Annotated in this window: 18 protein-coding genes and 1 pseudogene; 8 read left to right on the top strand and 11 right to left on the bottom strand. The window is 61.4% G+C overall.

Annotated elements, in window-relative coordinates:
* Positions 1 to 128: 128 nt before the first annotated feature.
* Positions 129 to 803, bottom strand: coding sequence for a response regulator transcription factor (locus LH128_RS02780; protein WP_327195040.1), 675 nt, complete (start codon positions 801 to 803; stop codon positions 129 to 131).
* 205 nt (positions 804 to 1,008) lie between these two features.
* Complete coding sequence (locus LH128_RS02775; RefSeq protein ID WP_008828053.1) at positions 1,009 to 4,098, bottom strand: TonB-dependent receptor domain-containing protein; 3,090 nt, start codon at positions 4,096 to 4,098, stop codon at positions 1,009 to 1,011.
* A 1,043-nt stretch (positions 4,099 to 5,141) separates the two neighbouring features.
* On the opposite strand from LH128_RS02775, the gene LH128_RS31855 reads away from it, so the two are divergent.
* Complete coding sequence (locus LH128_RS31855; protein WP_248006199.1) at positions 5,142 to 5,585, top strand: cytochrome P460 family protein; 444 nt, start codon at positions 5,142 to 5,144, stop codon at positions 5,583 to 5,585.
* Here LH128_RS31855 and LH128_RS02765 read toward each other — a convergent pair.
* Positions 5,541 to 6,071: an alpha/beta fold hydrolase gene (locus LH128_RS02765; RefSeq protein WP_008828052.1), complete on the bottom strand. Its 531-nt coding sequence runs from the start codon at positions 6,069 to 6,071 to the stop codon at positions 5,541 to 5,543. The genes LH128_RS31855 and LH128_RS02765 overlap by 45 nt on opposite strands.
* Between LH128_RS02765 and LH128_RS02760 the strand changes: the two genes are divergently transcribed.
* The 6 genes from LH128_RS02760 (at position 6,066) to LH128_RS02735 (ending at position 11,015) form a co-directional block, all read left to right on the top strand.
* Entirely contained in the window at positions 6,066 to 7,112 is a 1,047-nt protein-coding gene (locus LH128_RS02760) for a DUF6662 family protein (RefSeq protein WP_202950083.1), read from the top strand. The two genes, LH128_RS02765 and LH128_RS02760, sit on opposite strands and share 6 nt — an antisense overlap.
* 9 nt (positions 7,113 to 7,121) lie before the next feature.
* Complete coding sequence (locus tag LH128_RS02755; protein WP_008828050.1) at positions 7,122 to 7,649, top strand: FMN-binding protein; 528 nt, start codon at positions 7,122 to 7,124, stop codon at positions 7,647 to 7,649.
* Positions 7,624 to 8,478, top strand: coding sequence for an FAD:protein FMN transferase (locus tag LH128_RS02750; RefSeq protein WP_008828049.1), 855 nt, complete (start codon positions 7,624 to 7,626; stop codon positions 8,476 to 8,478). The genes LH128_RS02755 and LH128_RS02750 overlap by 26 nt, the downstream gene beginning before the upstream one ends.
* Positions 8,478 to 8,924 carry a hypothetical protein gene (locus LH128_RS02745; RefSeq protein WP_008828048.1) on the top strand — a complete coding sequence of 149 codons (447 nt, stop codon included), beginning with the start codon at positions 8,478 to 8,480 and terminating at the stop codon, positions 8,922 to 8,924. The genes LH128_RS02750 and LH128_RS02745 overlap by 1 nt, the downstream gene beginning before the upstream one ends.
* Before the next feature lie 98 nt (positions 8,925 to 9,022).
* Positions 9,023 to 9,700, top strand: a complete 678-nt coding sequence (locus LH128_RS02740) for a response regulator transcription factor (protein WP_008828047.1) — start codon at positions 9,023 to 9,025, stop codon at positions 9,698 to 9,700.
* Positions 9,693 to 11,015: a HAMP domain-containing sensor histidine kinase gene (locus tag LH128_RS02735; protein WP_008828046.1), complete on the top strand. Its 1,323-nt coding sequence runs from the start codon at positions 9,693 to 9,695 to the stop codon at positions 11,013 to 11,015. The genes LH128_RS02740 and LH128_RS02735 overlap by 8 nt, the downstream gene beginning before the upstream one ends.
* A gap of 43 nt (positions 11,016 to 11,058) precedes the next feature.
* Here the strand turns inward: LH128_RS02735 and LH128_RS02730 are convergent, their stop codons facing one another.
* The 6 genes and pseudogenes from LH128_RS02730 to LH128_RS02710 form a co-directional block, all read right to left on the bottom strand.
* Positions 11,059 to 11,766: a Crp/Fnr family transcriptional regulator gene (locus LH128_RS02730; RefSeq protein WP_008828045.1), complete on the bottom strand. Its 708-nt coding sequence runs from the start codon at positions 11,764 to 11,766 to the stop codon at positions 11,059 to 11,061.
* 132 nt (positions 11,767 to 11,898) lie between these two features.
* Positions 11,899 to 12,216 (bottom strand): annotated as a pseudogene (locus tag LH128_RS31850) (DDE-type integrase/transposase/recombinase); the annotation flags it as partial.
* Positions 12,206 to 12,505, bottom strand: coding sequence for an aldo/keto reductase (locus tag LH128_RS34130; protein WP_008828044.1), 300 nt, complete (start codon positions 12,503 to 12,505; stop codon positions 12,206 to 12,208). The pseudogene LH128_RS31850 and the gene LH128_RS34130, both read right to left, overlap by 11 nt.
* 22 nt (positions 12,506 to 12,527) lie before the next feature.
* The gene (locus LH128_RS02720) at positions 12,528 to 13,385 is read right to left on the bottom strand and encodes an aldo/keto reductase (RefSeq protein WP_008828043.1); all 858 of its coding nucleotides are present in this window, start codon (positions 13,383 to 13,385) and stop codon (positions 12,528 to 12,530) included.
* A 20-nt stretch (positions 13,386 to 13,405) separates the two neighbouring features.
* Entirely contained in the window at positions 13,406 to 14,389 is a 984-nt protein-coding gene (locus tag LH128_RS02715) for an aldo/keto reductase (protein ID WP_008828042.1), read from the bottom strand.
* A gap of 16 nt (positions 14,390 to 14,405) precedes the next feature.
* Positions 14,406 to 15,839: an MFS transporter gene (locus tag LH128_RS02710; RefSeq protein ID WP_008828041.1), complete on the bottom strand. Its 1,434-nt coding sequence runs from the start codon at positions 15,837 to 15,839 to the stop codon at positions 14,406 to 14,408.
* Between the two features lie 142 nt (positions 15,840 to 15,981).
* Here LH128_RS02710 and LH128_RS02705 point away from each other — a divergent pair, with 142 nt between their 5' ends.
* Positions 15,982 to 16,875 (top strand): LysR family transcriptional regulator, encoded by an 894-nt coding sequence (locus LH128_RS02705; protein WP_008828040.1) that lies wholly within the window; start codon positions 15,982 to 15,984, stop codon positions 16,873 to 16,875.
* On the opposite strand, the gene LH128_RS02700 is transcribed toward LH128_RS02705, so the two are convergent.
* Both LH128_RS02700 and LH128_RS02695 read right to left on the bottom strand, forming a co-directional pair.
* Positions 16,872 to 17,375: a (R)-mandelonitrile lyase gene (locus LH128_RS02700; protein ID WP_008828039.1), complete on the bottom strand. Its 504-nt coding sequence runs from the start codon at positions 17,373 to 17,375 to the stop codon at positions 16,872 to 16,874. The two genes, LH128_RS02705 and LH128_RS02700, sit on opposite strands and share 4 nt — an antisense overlap.
* Positions 17,372 to 17,734, bottom strand: a complete 363-nt coding sequence (locus LH128_RS02695; protein WP_008828038.1) for a carboxymuconolactone decarboxylase family protein — start codon at positions 17,732 to 17,734, stop codon at positions 17,372 to 17,374. The genes LH128_RS02700 and LH128_RS02695 overlap by 4 nt, the downstream gene beginning before the upstream one ends.
* Positions 17,735 to 18,505 lie beyond the last annotated feature (771 nt).

Here is an 18,505-nt window from a genome sequence, read left to right as displayed (position 1 = left end):
GACGCCGGAATGGCTTCCATCTCGAACCGAAGCGGCCTTGGAAGGGCAACCAGCCCTTCCGGTGGCCGCTTCGGCCCGAGTTGTTTGCCATTCCGGCGCCTCAATGGTGCTGTTTATGAGTTTACGTCCTAGATCGAAAGCATGCCGCGGCGCACGGCCTCCATGACGGCATGTGTCCGATCCGAGACGCTTAATTTGGTAAAAACGCTCTTGAAATAATGCTTCACGGTCTCTTCCGAGATACCCAGGCGTTGCGCGATTTCACGGTTGCCGTTGCCTTTCGCCGCTTCCTCGAGGACCTGAGCCTCGCGCGGGGTCAGATCGCGCTCTCCGACATGGTTGGCGATTTCAGAAGCGACCGAACCATCGATGAACCGCTTACCGGCATGGACGTCCCTGATGGCCTGAACGATGACCTTCCGGGCATTGCTCTTGAGCATGTATCCGGCCGCACCCATCTTGAGTGCTCGCGTAGCGGACGCATCGCCAGCATAAGTCGATAATACGATGATCCTTGCGGTGGGATCATCGGCGAGGATAGTGGCGATGGCCTCCGCGCCGCTCGCCTTCGGCATCTGCATGTCCATCAACACGACGTCGGGCCGAAGCTGGGTGAACTGATGCGCTGCTTCGATGCCATCACCGGCCGTTCCGGCGATCGATAGATCGTCCTCGTTTTCGATGATCGCGCTCAATCCTTCGCAAACGATTGGGTGATCATCGACCACCAGGACACGGATCATCGGTGAAACTCTGAGGAGAACGCAGTACAGATATTTGCCTCGGGCAACGGGCAGAGACAACTGTAATTCCGTCTGCAAAGTGGTGCCTGGGCGACGTCACGGGTCTACAGCCGCTCGTAGCGTACAGAGCGCTTATACACTTTGAACCGAATCTCGAAAGATTGCGAAGCGGGGCCAGGAACAAGGGACACTCCTTCCTGGCCCCGCCTCGCGTTCCCGCCGCTCCTGAATTCAGGAGCGGCGGGAACGGTCACCTCGTCAAGACTTAGAAATCGACCTTCGCACCGACGCGCAGGTAACGGCCCATGAAGAGACGGTCCTGCCAGGCCGGGTTGAACTGGTAGAGGCCATAGCCCGCGTTCGGATCGTACTTGGGCTTGCCGTCAAGAACGTTCAGCACGTCGAAGTACAGCTTGAAGCGGTCGGCGACCTTGACTTCGCCGTGTGCGTCGAGATCGAAGGTGCTCGGGCCGTGGCACTGCACCGGATCGCCGTTGCCGTACGTCAGCAGCTGACCGTTATCGCCGCTTTCCGCGCAGTTCTTGTAGACGCCGCCGGCATCCGCCGAAGTCGACGAATAGCCGCTGGTGTAGTTTGCTGTCAGGGTCAGGCTGGCCTTGTTGTTGAAGTCCAGCGTATTCTGCCAGGTCACGCGGAAGCGCGGGGCGCCCGAGCACGAGGTCAGGTTGCAGCCGCCCAGCGAACCGTCATAGCGCCAAATCGTGGTGCTGCCGTCGGCCTCCTGGTTCTCCTGCTGGAGACGGATCAGATACGAGGCGTTGGCCTTGCTCTGCCAGGTGATCTTGTCGCTGAGGTAGATGCGCGCATCGGCCGAGAAGTCGATGCCCGAACCCATCATCGCGTTCTGGTTCTTGAACGAGCTGACGACCTGGCCCAGCAGCGGCAGCGCATCCGGGTTTTGCGGATCCGCCTGCCCCGGAAGCACGGTGACGCCCGGCAGGTTCACGACGCCGTTGTTGGCGTAGTATTCCTGGATCGCGTCGCCGATGCTGACCGAGGTGATCAGGTTCTTGATCTTGGTGTGCCAGTAATCGAGCGTGAACGTGATGTTGCGGGTCGGCTGCAGCACTGCGCCCAGCGTGTACGAGGTCGACTTCTCCGCCTTCAGGTCGGGGTTCCCCGAATTGGTCGAACCCGGCGAATATGTACCTGCATAATAGGCGGGGTTGCTCTTGTGAGCGTCGCAGAAGGCGGCATAGAGCGCCTGCGTGCAGTTGATCTGCGAGCTCTGGTAGCCGGTAGCGGGCAGCTGGAACGATTCGTTCAGGTTCGGGGCACGGAAGCCCTTGGAGAACGTGCCGCGCAGCTTGAGCTGGTCGACGGGTTTGAACTCCGCCTCGAACTTGGGCGAGAAGTTCTTCTGGCCGGTCGAGTAGTGGTCATACGATCCGTCGAACTTCATGCGGAACTGGTCCACGATCGGCACGGAGATTTCGTACGAGGTCGACCAGATATCGCGGTTGCCCTTCACGCCCACGGCATTGATGCCGTAGTAGCGCGCGTAGGGATTTTCGTTGTCCGGGGCGTTCGAGCTGGGGTTGTTGATCGACTCGTAGCGGTACTGGCCCGCGACGGCGATGTTGACCATGCCGCCCGGCAGTTCGAACACGTCCTTGCTGAGCGTGCCGATGACCTGCGCCAGCTTGGAGGTGGCGCGCTTGTTCTGGTCGGGGAAGATCTGCTGGCGGGCTTCAGCCGAATTCGCCGAAGGATCGACGAAGTTGTAGGTGCCCTGGGCGATGGCGTTGGCCAGGCCCTGCAGGTAGATGTAGCCGGTGTTCTTGACGTCCAGCGTGACTTCCGAAGCCGTCGCGCCGACCGAGTAGTTCCAGCCGTCACCGAAGCTGCCGTTGATGCCCGCCGCGATGCGATAGGTCTTGGCGTCGGTGTAGGTGCGGCGCGGCTGGTCGGGCATGCCGCTCAGACGAGCGAGCTGGCCCTGCGCGGCGTAAGGGTTGTTCGGGTTCAGCGTGCCGTTCGAGGCGTTGCAGCCCGTCGCCAGCAGGTTGCCGCCAACGACCGACGCGGTGCCGGTGGGGCAGACGTAGACCGGCAGGAATACGTTGGTCGCGGCGATCTGGGTGCCGCCCGCTGCGGTCTGGCCCGCCCAAGACGAGTTCACGTTCTCGTTGGCGGTCTTCACGTTGTAGTAGTTGAGCGCGATGAAGGCCTCGGCATTGCTGCCGACCTTCACCGTGCCGCGCAGCGACGCGCCCTTGCGGGTCGTTGCGGCCGTGTACATGCTGTAGTCGTTGACGAGGTCCTGCTGGCAGACCACCGACGGCGCGTTGTTGACGCCGTTGTTCGCGTTCGCGGTCGAAGCCTGCTGGCCGGGGGTCAGCGTCTGCGCGGTCAGGCCACCGCAGCCGGCGCCTGCGTTGAGCAACTGATACGAGCCATTGTAGAGGATCGCGGGCTTGTCGCCGGTGCTGTAGACCGGAACGTAGTTGCCATTGGCGTCGATCGTGGTATGGGTGGACTGGCCGAAGTTGACAGTGGTCGACTGGAAGCCATTGTAGCTGCCGTCGGCCTGGATGCCGTTGCGGATCGAGTTGGTCAGGCAGCCCTGTTCGGCGGTGCCGCAGATGCTGCTTTGGTCGGCAGTGCTCCAGGGCCCGCTGCGGTCGCGCAGGTACAGCGAGTCGTTGTGCTGGTACTCGGCGCTGGCATAGATGTTGAAGCCCTGATCGTTCAGGTCGCCATAGCCGTAGGTCGCGTTGATGCGCTGCTCGCCGCCGTCGCCGCGCTGCGAGATACCCATCGAACCGTCGAGGTGCAGGCCCTGGACCTGGCGCTTGGTGATGACGTTGACCACACCGGCGATCGCGTCCGAACCGTAGGTTGCCGAGGCGCCGTCAAGCAAGGTGTCGATGCTCTGCACCGAGCTGCTGGGGATCGAGTTGATGTCGACGATGTTGCGCTGGGTGTCGTCCGCCAGCGGGTAGTACGCGGTGCGCATGCCGTCGAACAGGGTCAGCGTGTAGGCGTTGTTGAAGCCGCGAAGCGAAGGGGCGGTGGCGCCGGTGGTGAAACCGTTTGCCGACCAACTGGCGGGGATCGTGCCCGCATTGTTGGCGGTCAGCGACTGCAGTGCGTCCGATACCGTGGTAATGCCGCGCTTGCTCAGATCGTCCGCGGTGACCGATACTACCGGCGAGGCAGTGGCGGCGGCCGGATTACGGGTGATCGAACCGGTGACGACGATGGTGTTCTCTTCGCCTGCGTCGGCAGCCTGGGGGGCGGCGTCCTGGGCATAAGCAGTACCGCACAGCAACGCGAATGCGGTCAGGCAAGTCGCGCTGCGCAGCACGGCCTTCTGGGGGGGTGTCTTCAAGTCTACGTTCCTTGTCCTTTACCCCGGCAAGATGTGTGACCAAGCTCGCCGGAAGTGCGGTCGATGCCGCTCAGAGCGCGCGTGTTTACGCTCATGGGGAGCCCTCTAGCCCCGGCTCGCCAACGCTTTCAAAGAAGATTTCCCAATGATTGCTTAATGTTGCAGTTAAGTTGCAATTTTACAACATAGATACAAAAAGTGTCATAAGCAGCTTGGAGGCCGTCTGAACCTAGCCAGAACGAAAATGCAAAAATGACCTGTTATCACCATCAGTGCGCGCACTTTGGATGCCGATTCCTGCAATCGGACGTATGACGATGCAACTGAGATGGTATCAGACAGGGTGCTCTCTACACCTATGATCTGGCGAGGCGATGAGCCTCTTGAGGCTTTCACGAATCTACGCGCACTCATCGATGCAAAGCGGCACAATGAGGCTGCACTGGGCGGTAATCCTTCAGGGCAAGAATCTGCGTTGCTCGATCAGGAAGCGACTATTCTTGAGAATTTCAGGCGGCTCGGTTCCGGCCAGGGCACCGCTGATGGGAGCCACGACGAGGCATTTGCTCCGTGAGATTGGCATGGAACGTCGGGTGGTGCTCTCCCGGTAAGTGGCCCTTCGTGCAGCGTGCGCGCGCTAACGAACGATAACGGGCGTTCCGCAATGACCGCAGCCACAATCCTGCCTGTCATTCATCAACGGAGGTTGCGATGAAGCACGATGTGGCTTTCTCAAGTGCCGGCCGCTCGTTACAATCCTTGCCATCACCGTGGAGGGCGATGCCAATGGTGCGCCGCATCCCGATCCGCCTGCTTACCGCGCGAAGTTTGCAGGACCCTATTAGCACCGGCTGATCGCGAGTGGCGTCGGTCACAACCAGCCGCGGGAAGCGCCGGTGGCATTTGCCAAGACAGTCCTCGATGTCGGCAGGATGGGCGCATGATCCGTATCTCGTCCTGCATTCTTGGCGCCTCATTCGTCTTGCTGGGTGCCTCCGGGGCGGCCGGAACTGTGCGATGGGAAGCCGATGCCGCGCCGGTCTATGGCGTGCCTTCCCGCCGGATGCCGCGACTGGAAGCTCATCAGCGTTGCGCATGAGGCGGGGAAGAACGATGATATCCGGGCCACCCTCGGAAACGCCATCGCGGTGCGCGCCTATCGCAAGGGCATCCACTCGTTCCCCGATGGCGCGGTGATCGTCAGGCCGGTGTGGCGTCACGAATCTTCGCCGCGCAACGATGCCGTGTTTCCTGCGCCGCAATCCTTCGTAGCGGGTGAACCCACCAATGTGCAGGTTAGCGTCAAGGATGCTCGCCGCTGCGCAGCTAGTGGTGGATGGGGTTACGGCCAGTTCGACAATCACATGCCTAACTCCAATGAAGCTCTGATCCGTTCCTGCGCCGCTTGTCATGCAAAGCCGACGCGGGCGCCGATCGGGTCTTTATGGTATACTCGCGCTGCGGTCCGGCAAGCCGTGGGCGATTGACGCGCCGCTGGGGGAATGGGGCACCGCATCGGCGCGCTCGATCAGTTGCGCCATGAAGTGCATGGCGGCCGGGGGAATGTTTCGGTCGGCATCGCCATAGACGAACCATGACGGCATATGCTTCCATGCCGGTTGGGCAGAGGGTTCGGAAAGTACCGCATCCATCACGGGAAGCTGCCCGGCGGCCATCAGTCGAGCCTGCGCCGCAGGCACGTCGGCGGCGAACTGGGCAGGGAAGAGCTTCTGCTGAATGTCCAGGTCGTTGGCTCCGCCCGGCAGCGTGCTGCCGGGGAACCTGCCGATCAGACCGAGTGCGGTCTCGCCCGCCTCTGGAGCGAAAGCGGCGACGTAGACCAGCCCCTTCACGTTAGCCGCGCCTTCCGCAACCTCGCTGATCACCGATCCGTCGTAGGAACGGCCCAAAAGCACGACTAGCCCGGCGGTCGCTTTCGTCACGCCCGCCACGATCTCGGCATCGACATGCACGCCGCGCTTACCCTCGGCTGTTCAGGAACATTGGGACTTTATAACCAACCGAAGTCGGGCTTCTCGGTAATGCGAATTAATCGCATCATGGAGGACGACGTGACGTACTGGAAAACGAGCGCTTGGGGAATTTTTGTAGCAAGCACCCTCGTGGCGGCGCCCGCTTGCGCGGATGAACCCCTGTTCGGTTACATCTACACGACCGATACCCTGCCGAAAGACCAATCGGAGGTAGAACAGTGGGTTACGCTGCGCGAGGGTCGTTCGCAGGGGGACTTTCACCTGCTGCAGACGCGCACGGAAGTTTCGCACGGCGTCACGGACAATTTCCAGTTGTCCGGTTACGCCAACCTGGCTTACGCGAACGTGAAGGGCAACACGCCCAGCGGCGATACAGTGCCGCCCGAAGTGTTTGCCGACTTCGCCTCGGACCCGGCTCGACGCTTCAGCAAGGCACGTCTGGAATCCGTTTCCGTCGAAGGAATTTACCGGATTTCAAGCCCCTACACGAACGGCGTCGGGGTCGCGCTCTATCTGGAACCCTCGATCGGTCCGCGCACGCGCGAGATGGAGGCGCGATTGATTCTTCAAAAGAATTTCCTGGACGACAAACTGGTCTTCGCGGCCAATGCAACGCTGGGCTACGAGTGGCGCAAGCTGCTCGGCGATTCAAGCGCAGATCCCACCTCTGAAGAATTCGTTACGCATTGGGACAAGGAAACCGACGTCAATTTCGGTTTCGCTGGAAGTTATCGTTTCACGTCGAACTGGTCGGTCGGCGGCGAATTGCAGAACGAGCGCGAATGGGCAGGGCTCAATCCATTCAAGGCCTCCAACCGCACCAACCAGGCCTGGTACCTTGGACCGACGATGCATTACGGCGGCCGGCACTTCTTTGCGACGTTCACGACGCTGTTCCAGATGCCGTGGGCGAAGGACTACGCTAATCCTGCTGCCGAGAGCTTTGTCGTCAACGGTATCACGAATGCCGACGACTTCGAAAAGTATCGTTTCCGTCTCAAGGTCGGATATTATTTCTAGGACCGCGCCATGGCACATTTTTCCTATCGCATCCTTCCGCTGGCGACGCTCACCCTGGCTGCACCAGCGCAGGCGACCGTATACCTGACGGTCGAGCAGGCGCAGAACCAGATGTTCCCGCGCCAGGCCCTGACGCCGCAATTCCGCACGTTGACTGCCGAACAGGTCGCGGCGATCCGCAAGGCATCGGGGGAAAATCCCCTGTCGCACAATCTTCGCGCCTGGCGCGCGGCGGACGGCGGCTGGTTCATCGTCGATGAAGTGGTGGGCAAGCACGAGTTCATCACCTATGCTGTGTCGTTGGACGGCAGCGGGGCAGTGCGCGATGTCGAGATACTCGACTATCGCGAAGCGTATGGTGGTCAGGTCCGCGATCCGCGATGGCGACAGCAGTTCGTCGGCAAGCGGTCGGGTCAGTCGTTGAAGCTCGGCGGCGACATCAAGAATGTCTCCGGAGCGACGCTTTCCTGCAACCATATCACCGACGGAGTGAGGCGCGTGCTGGCGACTTATGCCATCGTTCTTGCACATGCGTGAAGAAAATGCCCGGCGGTGCCGACCGATCCTGGGAACTTTCGTCGAGATCGCCGTCCCGAAAGTGGCGGCAGCGGCAATCGATTCCGCATTCGCCCGGATCGAGCACATCCACCCGCGGATGTCCTTCCATTCGGAGGGCAGCGATCTGGCCGCATTGCGCAAAGCACGCCCCGGCGCCGGCGTGGCGGTTGACACGGCGACGATAGAGGTCCTGCGGCTTGCACAGGACCTCTATCGTCGCACTGATGGCGTGTTCGATGCGGCGGTGGGCACCCGGCTGGTAGAATGGGGCTTCCTGCCCGAACCCAACGGGTATCGGGACAAGGAATGGGACGGCGGCATGCTCGATGTGGAAATCCTCGACGAAACACACGTGTCAGTTTCCCGGCGCGTTTTGTTGGACCTTGGCGGCATCGCCAAGGGATATGCGGTCGATTGCGCCGTGGATGCTTTGATGGAAGCTGGGGCCTCGTCTGGAACCGTCAATGCCGGGGGCGATCTGCGGGTCTTCGGGGAATGGGAGGAAATCGTGCACCTGAGGGAAGCCGATGAAACGATTGGCGGCTCTCTTGCCGTTCGGAATGCGGCCCTGGCGAGTTCGAGCAATCTTCACGACCGCCGCCGGCATCACGCAGGTGCAACCAGTCCCCATGTCCTGCGGCAAGCCCCGGTACTGGCCGACAATGCCGTGACTGTCATCGCCGATCGGTGCGTCATCGCCGACGCCATGACCAAAGTCGCTCTTGCATCCCCGGCGATGGCCGAGCGCGTTCTTGCCGACTTGAATGCCGAACTGATCGACCGACGCGCTTTGAGGGTGCTCCACTGATGCTGCATCTCAAGACCGCCAAGCTCGCACGCTGGCAAGTCCGCCTCTTGTGCTGGGGCTGCGCTGCCCTCTGGATCAGTGGCGTAGCGTGGCTGCTGCTGCACAACTTCATCCAGGTGCAGAGCGACTTCGGCCCCGAAGCCAACCCGCTGGAACCGTGGATGCTGCGCATTCACGGCGCCGCCATGCAGATCGTGCTGCTGGGGCTCGGAAGCTTGCTGGTCGTGCACGTCTGGCGCGGCTGGACATACAGGAGCCAGCGGGCGCTGGGCATTTCGTTGCTGAGCGTGGCCGGGCTGCTCATCGTCAGCGGCTTCATGCTCTATTATGTGGGGGACGAGGATTGGCGAGGGGTGACGAGCACCGCACACTGGATCGTGGGGATCCTCGCCTTGCCGATGTTCCTGCTGCACTACTTTCAGGGCAAGCGTATTCGACGGGGGTAAACGCTCTTTTCGTACGGCCTCGTTGTTGGCACACGGGGCTGGCGTGCGGGGCCCCGGTTAATCACCGCCGCAGGGTGAAACTGCAGGAGTTTGCTATCGTGCGCGCACTTCTGGCTGAAGACGATCCGGCAACGGCCGTTTTTGTCAAACGCGGCCTCGCCGCCTGCAGCATTGCGGTCCATATGGTCGAAAGCGGCCTGGAAGCAATCGAGGCTGGAACCGGCGAGAGTTTCGACATCGTAATCCTCGACCGCATGCTTCCAGGGCTGGAGGGGCTGGATGTCCTCAGAAAACTGCGCGAGGCGGGGGTATTGGCACCTGTCCTGGTGCTCACGGCCAAGGGCGGCATCGCGGATCGCGTAGCCGGGCTGGATGCAGGCGCGGACGATTATCTCGTGAAGCCTTTTGCTCTGGCAGAACTGGTCGCGAGAGTGAATGCCCTGCTGCGTCGCCCGCCGATCAACTCCGCGGTGACCCGTCTGGAAGTGGGCGATGTCGTGATCGACATGCTGCGCCGGGAAGTGACGCGTGGACGGCGTCCCATCCACTTGCAGCCGCGCGAATTCGGTATCCTGGAAGTGCTGATGCGCAACGCCGGCAAGGCGGTGACCCGGACCATGATACTCGAGCAGGTATGGGGATTTCATTTCGATCCTGAGACGAACATCGTCGAAAGCCATCTCAGTCGGATGCGTTCCAAGCTTCGCGAAGGGTTCCATTGCGATTTGATCGAGACCGTCCGGGGCGTGGGATATCGCATGCGCATCGATGCCTGACATCCGCTCAAGCGCCGCATATCGGATTGCATTCTCCTACGCCGGGGCATTCGCGGCTGCGATCCTGGTCTTGGGCACGGCCGTCTATTTCGCCGCCGATGCGCAATTCCGGCATCAGCGCGACGGAGTGATCGCCGAAGAACTCGAAGATCTTGCGCAGGAAGGACTGGATGCCGCTCTTATCCGCGAGATCGAGCGACGCGAAGCGTGGCGAACCCGGCATGCCTTCAGCTACGCGCTGTTCGCAACCACAGGCCGACGGCTGGGAGGGCATGCTGCGTTCGCCAAGCCGGCGGTTGGTTTCACGACCGCCCGATTGCCAGGAATGCGCGATGAGGATGGCACGATCCGCATCAAGGCGGTTACGCTTTCCGACGGCAGCAGGTTGGCGGTGGGGCTCGATTCAGTGGCGATCGCGGCGATCGATCGCACCATCCTCGCACTGTTCGGCGGTGCATTCGTACTGGTACTTGCGACCGGAGCCATCGGCGCCGTGCTGCTTGGCCGTTATCTGGTGCATCGACTGTCGGTCGTGACCGAAACCGCCAACGCCGTCGTCGCCGGCGATCTAACCCGTCGCATTGCCGTCAGCGGCCGACAAGATGAGTTCGACAGGGTCGCTTGTGCACTCAACGCCATGCTCGATCGCATCGCAGGATTGATGGAGAACTTGCGCCAGGTATCCAGCGACGTGGCCCATGACCTTCGCACCCCGCTGCTACGGCTGCGCGGCGAACTCGATCAGGTCGGGCAAACCGAAGGAGCCGTTGAACGGGCTATAGCGCAGGGCGACCATCTTCTTCGACTCTTCAGCGCCATATTACGCATAACCGAAGTGGAAGGCGGCGGCCTGAGTAGAGGGTTTGCGCGGATCGATTTGTCCGCGCTCGTCGAAGTTGTCGCCGATGGTTTCCAGCCCGCTTTACTGGACTGCGGGCAAGAGTTGATATGGGCGATCGAGCCCGATATTCACGTGGCTGGCGACCGTGAACTTCTCGCGCAGGCGGCCAGCAACATTCTCGACAATGCGCGCATTCATACGCCGCGAGGAACACAAATCCGCCTCTCGTTACGGCAATCGGCCAGTTTCGCCCTGGTTGAGATAGCGGACAATGGTCCTGGCGTTTCCGACAAGGAACGATCGGCCCTGGTCCGCCGCTTCTACCGTGGCGAAGCGAGCCGGACGACGCCGGGTAACGGTCTTGGGTTGAGCCTGGCGGCGGCGGTTGCGAGTGCCCATGGCGGTGAAATCAGACTGGAAGATAAAATGCCGGGGCTGGGCGTAACGATAGCAATACCCATCGGCACCTTGTGATTGCGCGGCCATGGGAACCCAAGGCACACTTTTCTGCCGTAGTTCAAAACGTATTATTCAAACGTCGATGAAGGTAGTTCTCGTCAAACCCGGCTATCTGAACGCGTTTTGTCGGATTAATAATGTTCGGACTGCCGCGATTTAGCTCCGTCGCTCCGCGCAGCTGCAATTCCTTGAGTACCCTGTTAATGTGCACAGCCGTCATTCCGAGCGCATCCGCAAGTATCAGCTGGGATAAGGGAAATGCAAAACTGTCGTCGTCAGCCAAGCCGATACTCCTTGCGCGGACATAGAGTTCGCACATCAGGTACGCCGCGCGCTCGATGTTGCTGCGGCGTCCCATGCTGACGATCCAGGCCCGCATTGTCGCCTCGTCGATGGGCTGCGCTGCGTACATGGCCCGCGCGATGTTCGGATAATCATCCAGTATTTCCTGCATTTCGGATCGCGAGATAGTGGCTATCATCGCCGGGGAAATTGCCTGGATGCTGTGGTCCATCTCCGCCAGAATATTCACGTGAAGATAGCATGAGTCGCCAAGCATCAGGAATGCCATCACCTGCCGCGTTCCACTCGGCAGAATCTTGTAGCGGCAAGCCCAGCCTTCAAGCAATACGAACACCGGGCCGGGTCTGTCACCTTCGCGGATTACATCCTGCCGAGCGGCATATTTCCGACTTCGCGCCGTGACTGCTTCCAACATTGCGACATCATCGGGCGCCAGCTCGACCAGTTCACTGAGTTTGTTCACGAACCTGTTCGCACCCTCATCGCATACACGGACATCTCAAAATTAAACATTGATAAAAGTTATTGTCATTTGTTGATTTATGCGGTGGAATCCAAGATGGCGGTTGTTGTGCTTGGCCCCGTCGTCGAGTCAGACGCAGAAGCCAGCACCCATCGTGTTCGACAGGCGCCAGGCCAGCACTTTGCGGGTCGCCCAATCCATGATCGCTACCAGGTATAGGAACCACGCCGCATCGGGATGTAGGTCCCGTCGGCGCACCACACATGATTGGGCCGCTCAATCGCCAGCTTGTGCAGCAGGTACGGATAGATCCGGTGTTGTGGATGCGGATCGCTGGTAGATCGGTGTCAGGCCCATCTTCCCCATCAGCCGCCGCACCCGCCGGCGACCGACATCATGCAGAAGTCGGACCATCTGGCGGCTGCCATACCATGGGCAATCAAGAAACTTCCGCCGTGTCGAACAGGGTGACGCCGCTATCATAAGCCGCGCGTATGACGCGGATCATCTCCGCACGGTCTGGAATGGTCGTCTGATAGGTCCGGTGCATGTTCTGGACACCGAGACCGACGGCGGAGACCTCAAGCGAGCCCAGTTTGCGACGATCGCCGGCCTGGTCCGCCTTGCCTGGGGCCGTTGCTGCGGTGGCGCTGGCTGCCCTGCCTGTACCCGCGCCGAGCGCCGCGAGGGCAACGCCCGTACCGGCCACGCCGGCTGACCTGCCCTGATGCTGCTTCATCTGACATGGTTTCGCCTTTCGATCAGAGCTTGCGGGTGCCGAGCCATTTCACCATCGCCGGATCGCGATGGTCGAAGAAGCTGCTGGCCTTCTGGTCGAGCGTGGCGATCGCGGCGATATCCTCGTCATCGAGGGCAAAGTCGAAGATCGCGAAGTTCTCGGCCATGCGCTCCTTACGGACCGACTTGGGGATCGCGACGATACCGCGCTGGTTCAGCCAGCGCAGGACGACCTGGGCGGTGCTTTTGCCGTGCTTAGCACCGATCGAGGCGAGCAACTCGTTGCTGAACAGTCCGTTCTTGCCTTCGGCGAAAGGTCCCCAGGCCTCCGCCTGAACCTTGTATTCCTCGAGCAAGGCATGCGCCTCGTCCTGCTGGTGGAAGGGGTGAATCTCGATCTGGTTGACAGCGGGCGCGATCTCGTTGTGCAGCACGAAATCCAGAAGGCGATCGGGATAGAAGTTGCTCACACCGATGGCCCGGATGCGGCCTTCGCGGTGCAGGTCCTGCATGGCCCGCCATGCGCCGTAAACGTCGCCGTAGGGCTGATGGATCAGCCAGAGGTCAAGATAGTCGAGCTGCAGCTTGTTGAGCGAACGCTCGAAGGCCGCCTTCGCGCCGTCATAGCTGGCGTCCTCGATCCACAGCTTGGTGGTGACGAACAGCTCGCGGCGGTCGATGCCGTGCCTACGGATGGCGTACCCGACGGCTTCTTCATTGCCATAGGACGTGGCGGTATCGAGCAGGCGGTAGCCGACATCTATGGCGTCACGCACGCTGCGCTCGCATTCTGACGGATCGGGAACCTGGAAAACGCCAAAGCCGAGGCTGGGCATTTCCACGCCGTTGTTCAACGTGACGCTGGGAACGGATTGGGACATGGGAAATCCTTAGTTTCAAATCAGCGATTGACGAGGCTCTGCGCGGATGCCGGATAGCGCTCGCCCACCAGTTCGATAGCGGTCAACGCGTCGCGAATACGGGCCAGATCAGGCTCGCTCAGTTCCAGGGCGACAGCACCGAGGTTTTCTTCAAGCCGGTGCAGCTTGGTCGTGCCGGGAATCGGCACGATCGAGGGGCGCTGGGCCAGCAGCCAGGCCAAAGCCACCTGCGCGGGGGTTGCGTTCTTCTCGGCCGCGAGGCTCGTGACCAGTTCGACGAGAGCCCGGTTGGCCTCAAGGGCGTCGGTCTGGAAGCGCGGAACCGTGCTGCGGAAGTCATCCTTGGCGAACACCGTATCGGCGCTCATCTTGCCCGTCAGGAAGCCTTTGCCCAGCGGAGCGAACGGGACGAAGCCGATCCCGAGTTCATCGAGCACCGGCAGCAGTGCATTCTCCGGCTCGCGCCAGAACATCGAATATTCGCTCTGCAGCGCTGCCACCGGCTGCACGGTATGGGCACGGCGGATCGCATCTATCCCGGCCTCGGACATACCGAAATGCTTGACCTTGCCCGCTGCGATCAGGTCTTTCACGGTGCCTGCCACATCCTCGATCGGCACGTTGGGATCGACGCGGTGCTGATAGAACAGATCGATGCTGTCGGTGCGCAGGCGCCCCAGCGCCTCGTCGGCAACCTGGCGGATACGCTCCGGGCGGCTGTCGAGGCCCTGCGCCGGAACGCCGTTCACGAAGCCGAACTTGGTTGCGATCACCACCTCGTCGCGGATTGGCTCCAGCGCCTCGCCCACCACTTCCTCGTTGAGACCGGGGCCATAGGCTTCCGCCGTGTCGAAGAAGGTCACCCCTCGCGCGTAGGCATCGCGGATCAGCGTTACTGCTGCGCTGCGCTCCATCGGGGGGCCATAGCCGAAGCTGAGACCCATGCAGCCAAAGCCGATTTCCGAAACTTCGAGGCCAGTACGGCCGAGTTCACGTGTTTTCATGGGAACTGTCCTTTGTTCAAGCGGCGCCGGTGGCGCCCAAGGGTCTGGTTTGTGAGACTTTGTCTGCGGCGACGATCGTGGTGAGCACCACCAGCAAGGCGAGAACCAGCATCACCGTGCCGGTTTCGAACGCGGCGCCAATGCGCCTGACGGCGAAAGCCTGTCCCTGAAGCCCAGCGCTTGCGACGCCCGCGACCGCGACGAGGACGCTGAGACCAACGGAACTGCCGATCTGGTGCGCGACGTTGACGGCCCCCGAGGCAGCGCCTGCATTCGCGTTATCCACCCCGGCCACGCCCGCCGACGTCAGCGGGCTGAGCGTCAGGCCCTGGCTCACGCCAATCAGCAGCATCGGCAGTGCGACCCCCGCAATGTAGGGTGAGCCCGCGTCCGCGAAGCTCAGCCGCGCCATACCCGCGATACCGATGACGATGCCCACGACCATCAGGCGGTTCGCGCTGAACGTCTTGACCAGTCGGGGAAATGCAATGGCGAAAGGCACATGGAGAATGGTCGCCGGGATGAACGCGAGACCGCTTTTTGCCGGGCCGTAGCCCTTCACCTCCTGCAGGTAGAGGGTCGTAAAGAAGAAGAACCCGACCATGGCGGCCAGATAGAGCACCCGGGCAGCATAGGCGCCCGAACGCACCCGGCTCGAAAAGAGATCCAGCGGCAGGATCGGTTGGGCAGCGCGACGCTCGATCATGACGAATACGGCGATGAGCACGACCGCTGAGGCAATCGACACGATCGTGATCGGATCACTCCATCCGTTTTGCGCCGACCGGATTAAGCCGAAGACCAGACCACCTATGCCCAGCGTGGAAGTGAGGGCGCCAAGCAGATCGAAGCGACCTGTGTGCTTTGGCGTCTCCTCGATACAGCGATAGGACGCGATGATAAGGCCGATGCCGACTGGCAGGTTGATGTAAAACCCGGCGCGCCAGGACACCCATTCGGCCAAGACGCCGCCAAGGACCAGTCCGACCGTCGCCGATGCACCTGCGGCCGCCGCATAATACGAAACGGCACGAGTGCGTTCATGACCTTCGGCGAAGTTAGTTTGAAGCAGGGCCAGGGTCGAAGGCGCCAGAACGGCTGCGCCAAGGCCCTGGATCGCCCGCCACCACAGCATCCAAGTGGCTGACGGCGACGCACCGATTGCGAGGGATGCCAGCGTGAAGATGGCAAGGCCCGTCACGAACATCCGCCGCCGTCCGAGGATGTCTCCCGCGCGCGCGCCCAGCAGCATGAAGCCCCCGAAAGTCAGCGTGTAGGCGCTCTGCACCCAGGCGAGATTGGCCTCGCTGAAGCCAAGCTGGTCGTGGATCTTGGGCAAGCCGGTTAGCACGACCGAGATGTCGAGAACGATCATCACGTAGCTCACGAGGATGATCGCCAGAATGGCGCTCTTGTGCGGTTCGCCGGAAGGTTGAAGGCGCTGCGTCATTGTGAGGTCGATCCGAAGGTTCGTCAGGCTGCCCGGCAATCCGGCACAGGCAGCACGGGGAATTGTCGGTTTGGATATAGCCTCAGCACCGGAATGCGATTAGGCGCCATAATCGGCATGTCGCCATAAGGTGGTCTAATCAATGGCAGGCGAGAACTACAATGAGCTGGCGGCTTTCGTGATGGTAGCTCGCGAACGCAGCTTCACGCGCGCGGCGGCTCAGTTGGGTGTTTCTCAGTCGGCGCTCAGCCAGACGATTAGGGGGCTAGAGGAAAGACTGGGCCTGCGCCTGCTGACCCGAACGACCCGCAGCGTCTCACCAACCGAAGCGGGTCACCGCCTGTTCGATACTGTGGCGCCGCGTTTTGAGGAGATCGCACAGGAACTGGCCTCGCTCAGCCAATTACGCGACAAGCCCTCCGGCAAGATCCGCATCAACGCGGGAGAGCATCCCGCAGTGTCCGTTCTGCAGCCGGCGTTGCGCAAGTTGCTGCCTGACAATCCCGATATCAGCGTAGAGATCGTCGTCGATTATGGACTGACCGATATCGTCGCCGGGGGGTTCGATGCCGGGGTGCGCCTGGGCGACCAGCTGGCCAAGGACATGATCGCGGTACGCATCGGTCCAGACCTGCGCATGGCCGTCGTCGGCTCGCCCGACTATTTCACCCGCTATCCCGCGCCGCGTTCACCCCAGGATCTGACCGCTCATAACTGCATCGGCATCCGGCTGCCGACCTATGGCGGCATCTTTCCCTGGGATCTCGACAAGGACGGGCACGAGGTCAATGTCCGGATCGAAGGGCAGCTGGTTTTCAACAACATCAGTCTGCGCCTCAACTCGGCACTCGATGGGCTGGGACTTGCCTATCTCCCGGAGGATCAGGTGATGCCCCACATCGAGCGTGGAGAGCTCATCCGGGTGATGGAAGACTGGTGCGAACCCTTTCCCGGCTACCACCTCTATTATCCCAGCCGTCGCCACGCATCGCCGGCTTTCGCGCTGTTCGTGGAGACTTTGCGCTATCGCGGCTAATGGCCGACCGCGTCCGCGTACTGGGCATCGCTGACAAGCTCATCCCATGCGACGGACTGGCCATTGCTGCTCTCCGTCAACGCAACGTGGGTCATTGCTTCGTCGGGCCCTGCGCCGTGCCAATGCTTGATGCCGGGGCCGATCCAGACGACATCGCCCGGTCCGAACCGCTCGGCCGGCTGCCCCCATTGCTGCACGAAACCGTGACCGCGCGTAACCACGAGGGTCTGGCCGAGCGGATGCGTGTGCCACGCGGTATGCGCGCCGTGCGCGAAGGTTACGGTGCCGCCGCCGATACGTGCCGGCGCCTCGCGCTGGAAGCGGCCCTCGACTTGCGCGGTCCCCGTGAAGTTGGCGGCCGCGCCAATGGATTTATCGCTCGAGCCTTCCCGGATGACGGAAACACCCGATATCGTTCCTTGGTTGTCGCCAGCCACGGCAGGCATCGGCAGACATGCCGCGCCGATGGTCATCGCCGCTTTTCTCAGTCCGCGCATCATTCAGCCTCGCTCTTGGGATGAAACACCTCACGTGCGACGCCGACGGCGTTGATCGCATTGGGCCAGCCCGCATAGAAGGCGAGCTGCGTGATGGCCTCGACGATCTCTGTCTCAGTGACGCCATTGCGGCGTGCGAGTTGCATATGTGAGCGCAACTGTTCGGGGTGATTGAGGGCGATCAGCGCCGCGACAGTGACGAGGCTACGGTCCCGCTTGGCGAGGCCAGGCCGTTCCCATACATCACCGAGCAGGACTTCGTCCGTCAGCTGAGCCAGCTTGGGATCGATGTCGCCCATCAGTTGCTGCGCGCGCGACGGCTGGCTGGCGGTCTTCGCTGCGGGGGTCTGAGCCTGGGCCAAACCCGGTATCCCTAAACCGAGCATTGTGCCTGACATGAGGATGAGGCTGCGCGTGATTGTCTTCATACCGATAATCCATCCTTCTCGAAAATGACGGTGCCGTGGGAGGGAACGCGGGCTACCTGACCGCGACCCTTCAGGCGCTCAACGTGCGCGACAAGAACGGCACCAGCTTGCTGAGCGCGAGCTCGACGTACTCAGGCACCCAGTAGGTCTCGATGTGCCGGGCACCAGACATCTTGAAAAATTCCTTGTCGCTGGTGCCGGTTGCCTTCGGGAAGGCGTCCTCTGAGAGGTAGAGGGTGTCCTCTTGCTTCGAGGCAGAGGTTAGCGCGACAGCCTCTTAGCGATTAGACGGCCAAGTACGCATGTCGCGATAAGCTGAGCTAATCAAATGGGGTGAGTTGGTCAGCAGCAGCCCTCTCCATTTTGCGGGTGGGAATGGCGGCGAACCTCTGTATATCGTCCAGCACCTGACGGTCTCGTTACGGCCAGCGTTACACGTATGGGATGGGAAAGCTTGCGCGGCGACTGACAGGATGCGAGCGTAGCGACAATCAAGATGAGAATCGGTTGTTGGGGTGTCGGTGAAGGGCGGAGGGCGTAGCCCGAAGCCCGTAGCCGAGACCCCAACAACCGATGGCCCTTTAATGGAGGAGCCGCAGATCGTCGGGGCCGACCCAATATTCATTGGCATATCCAGATTGGAGGGAGATGCCGTGAGTGCCGGGTTGCCAAGTCAACGATCATCAAATGAGGCTTTTCATGAAA

The organism is Sphingomonas sp. LH128 (genome assembly GCF_000293195.2).
In the GTDB taxonomy this organism is placed as follows: Bacteria; Pseudomonadota; Alphaproteobacteria; order Sphingomonadales; family Sphingomonadaceae; genus Novosphingobium; species Novosphingobium resinovorum_A.
Note: the sequence above shows the minus strand (reverse complement) of the source record. Positions and strands in the feature narration are given on the sequence as shown.

Coding starts and splice junctions, on each gene's coding strand:
- LH128_RS31855 (WP_248006199.1), top strand. CDS start 5,142: ATGGCGTGCCTTCCCGCCGGATGCCGCGACTGGAAGCTCATCAGCGTT.
- LH128_RS02760 (WP_202950083.1), top strand. CDS start 6,066: ATGCACGCCGCGCTTACCCTCGGCTGTTCAGGAACATTGGGACTTTAT.
- LH128_RS02755 (WP_008828050.1), top strand. CDS start 7,122: ATGGCACATTTTTCCTATCGCATCCTTCCGCTGGCGACGCTCACCCTG.
- LH128_RS02750 (WP_008828049.1), top strand. CDS start 7,624: ATGCCATCGTTCTTGCACATGCGTGAAGAAAATGCCCGGCGGTGCCGA.
- LH128_RS02745 (WP_008828048.1), top strand. CDS start 8,478: ATGCTGCATCTCAAGACCGCCAAGCTCGCACGCTGGCAAGTCCGCCTC.
- LH128_RS02735 (WP_008828046.1), top strand. CDS start 9,693: ATGCCTGACATCCGCTCAAGCGCCGCATATCGGATTGCATTCTCCTAC.
- LH128_RS34130 (WP_008828044.1), bottom strand. CDS start 12,505: ATGAAGCAGCATCAGGGCAGGTCAGCCGGCGTGGCCGGTACGGGCGTT.
- LH128_RS02720 (WP_008828043.1), bottom strand. CDS start 13,385: ATGTCCCAATCCGTTCCCAGCGTCACGTTGAACAACGGCGTGGAAATG.
- LH128_RS02715 (WP_008828042.1), bottom strand. CDS start 14,389: ATGAAAACACGTGAACTCGGCCGTACTGGCCTCGAAGTTTCGGAAATC.
- LH128_RS02710 (WP_008828041.1), bottom strand. CDS start 15,839: ATGACGCAGCGCCTTCAACCTTCCGGCGAACCGCACAAGAGCGCCATT.
- LH128_RS02705 (WP_008828040.1), top strand. CDS start 15,982: ATGGCAGGCGAGAACTACAATGAGCTGGCGGCTTTCGTGATGGTAGCT.
- LH128_RS02700 (WP_008828039.1), bottom strand. CDS start 17,375: ATGATGCGCGGACTGAGAAAAGCGGCGATGACCATCGGCGCGGCATGT.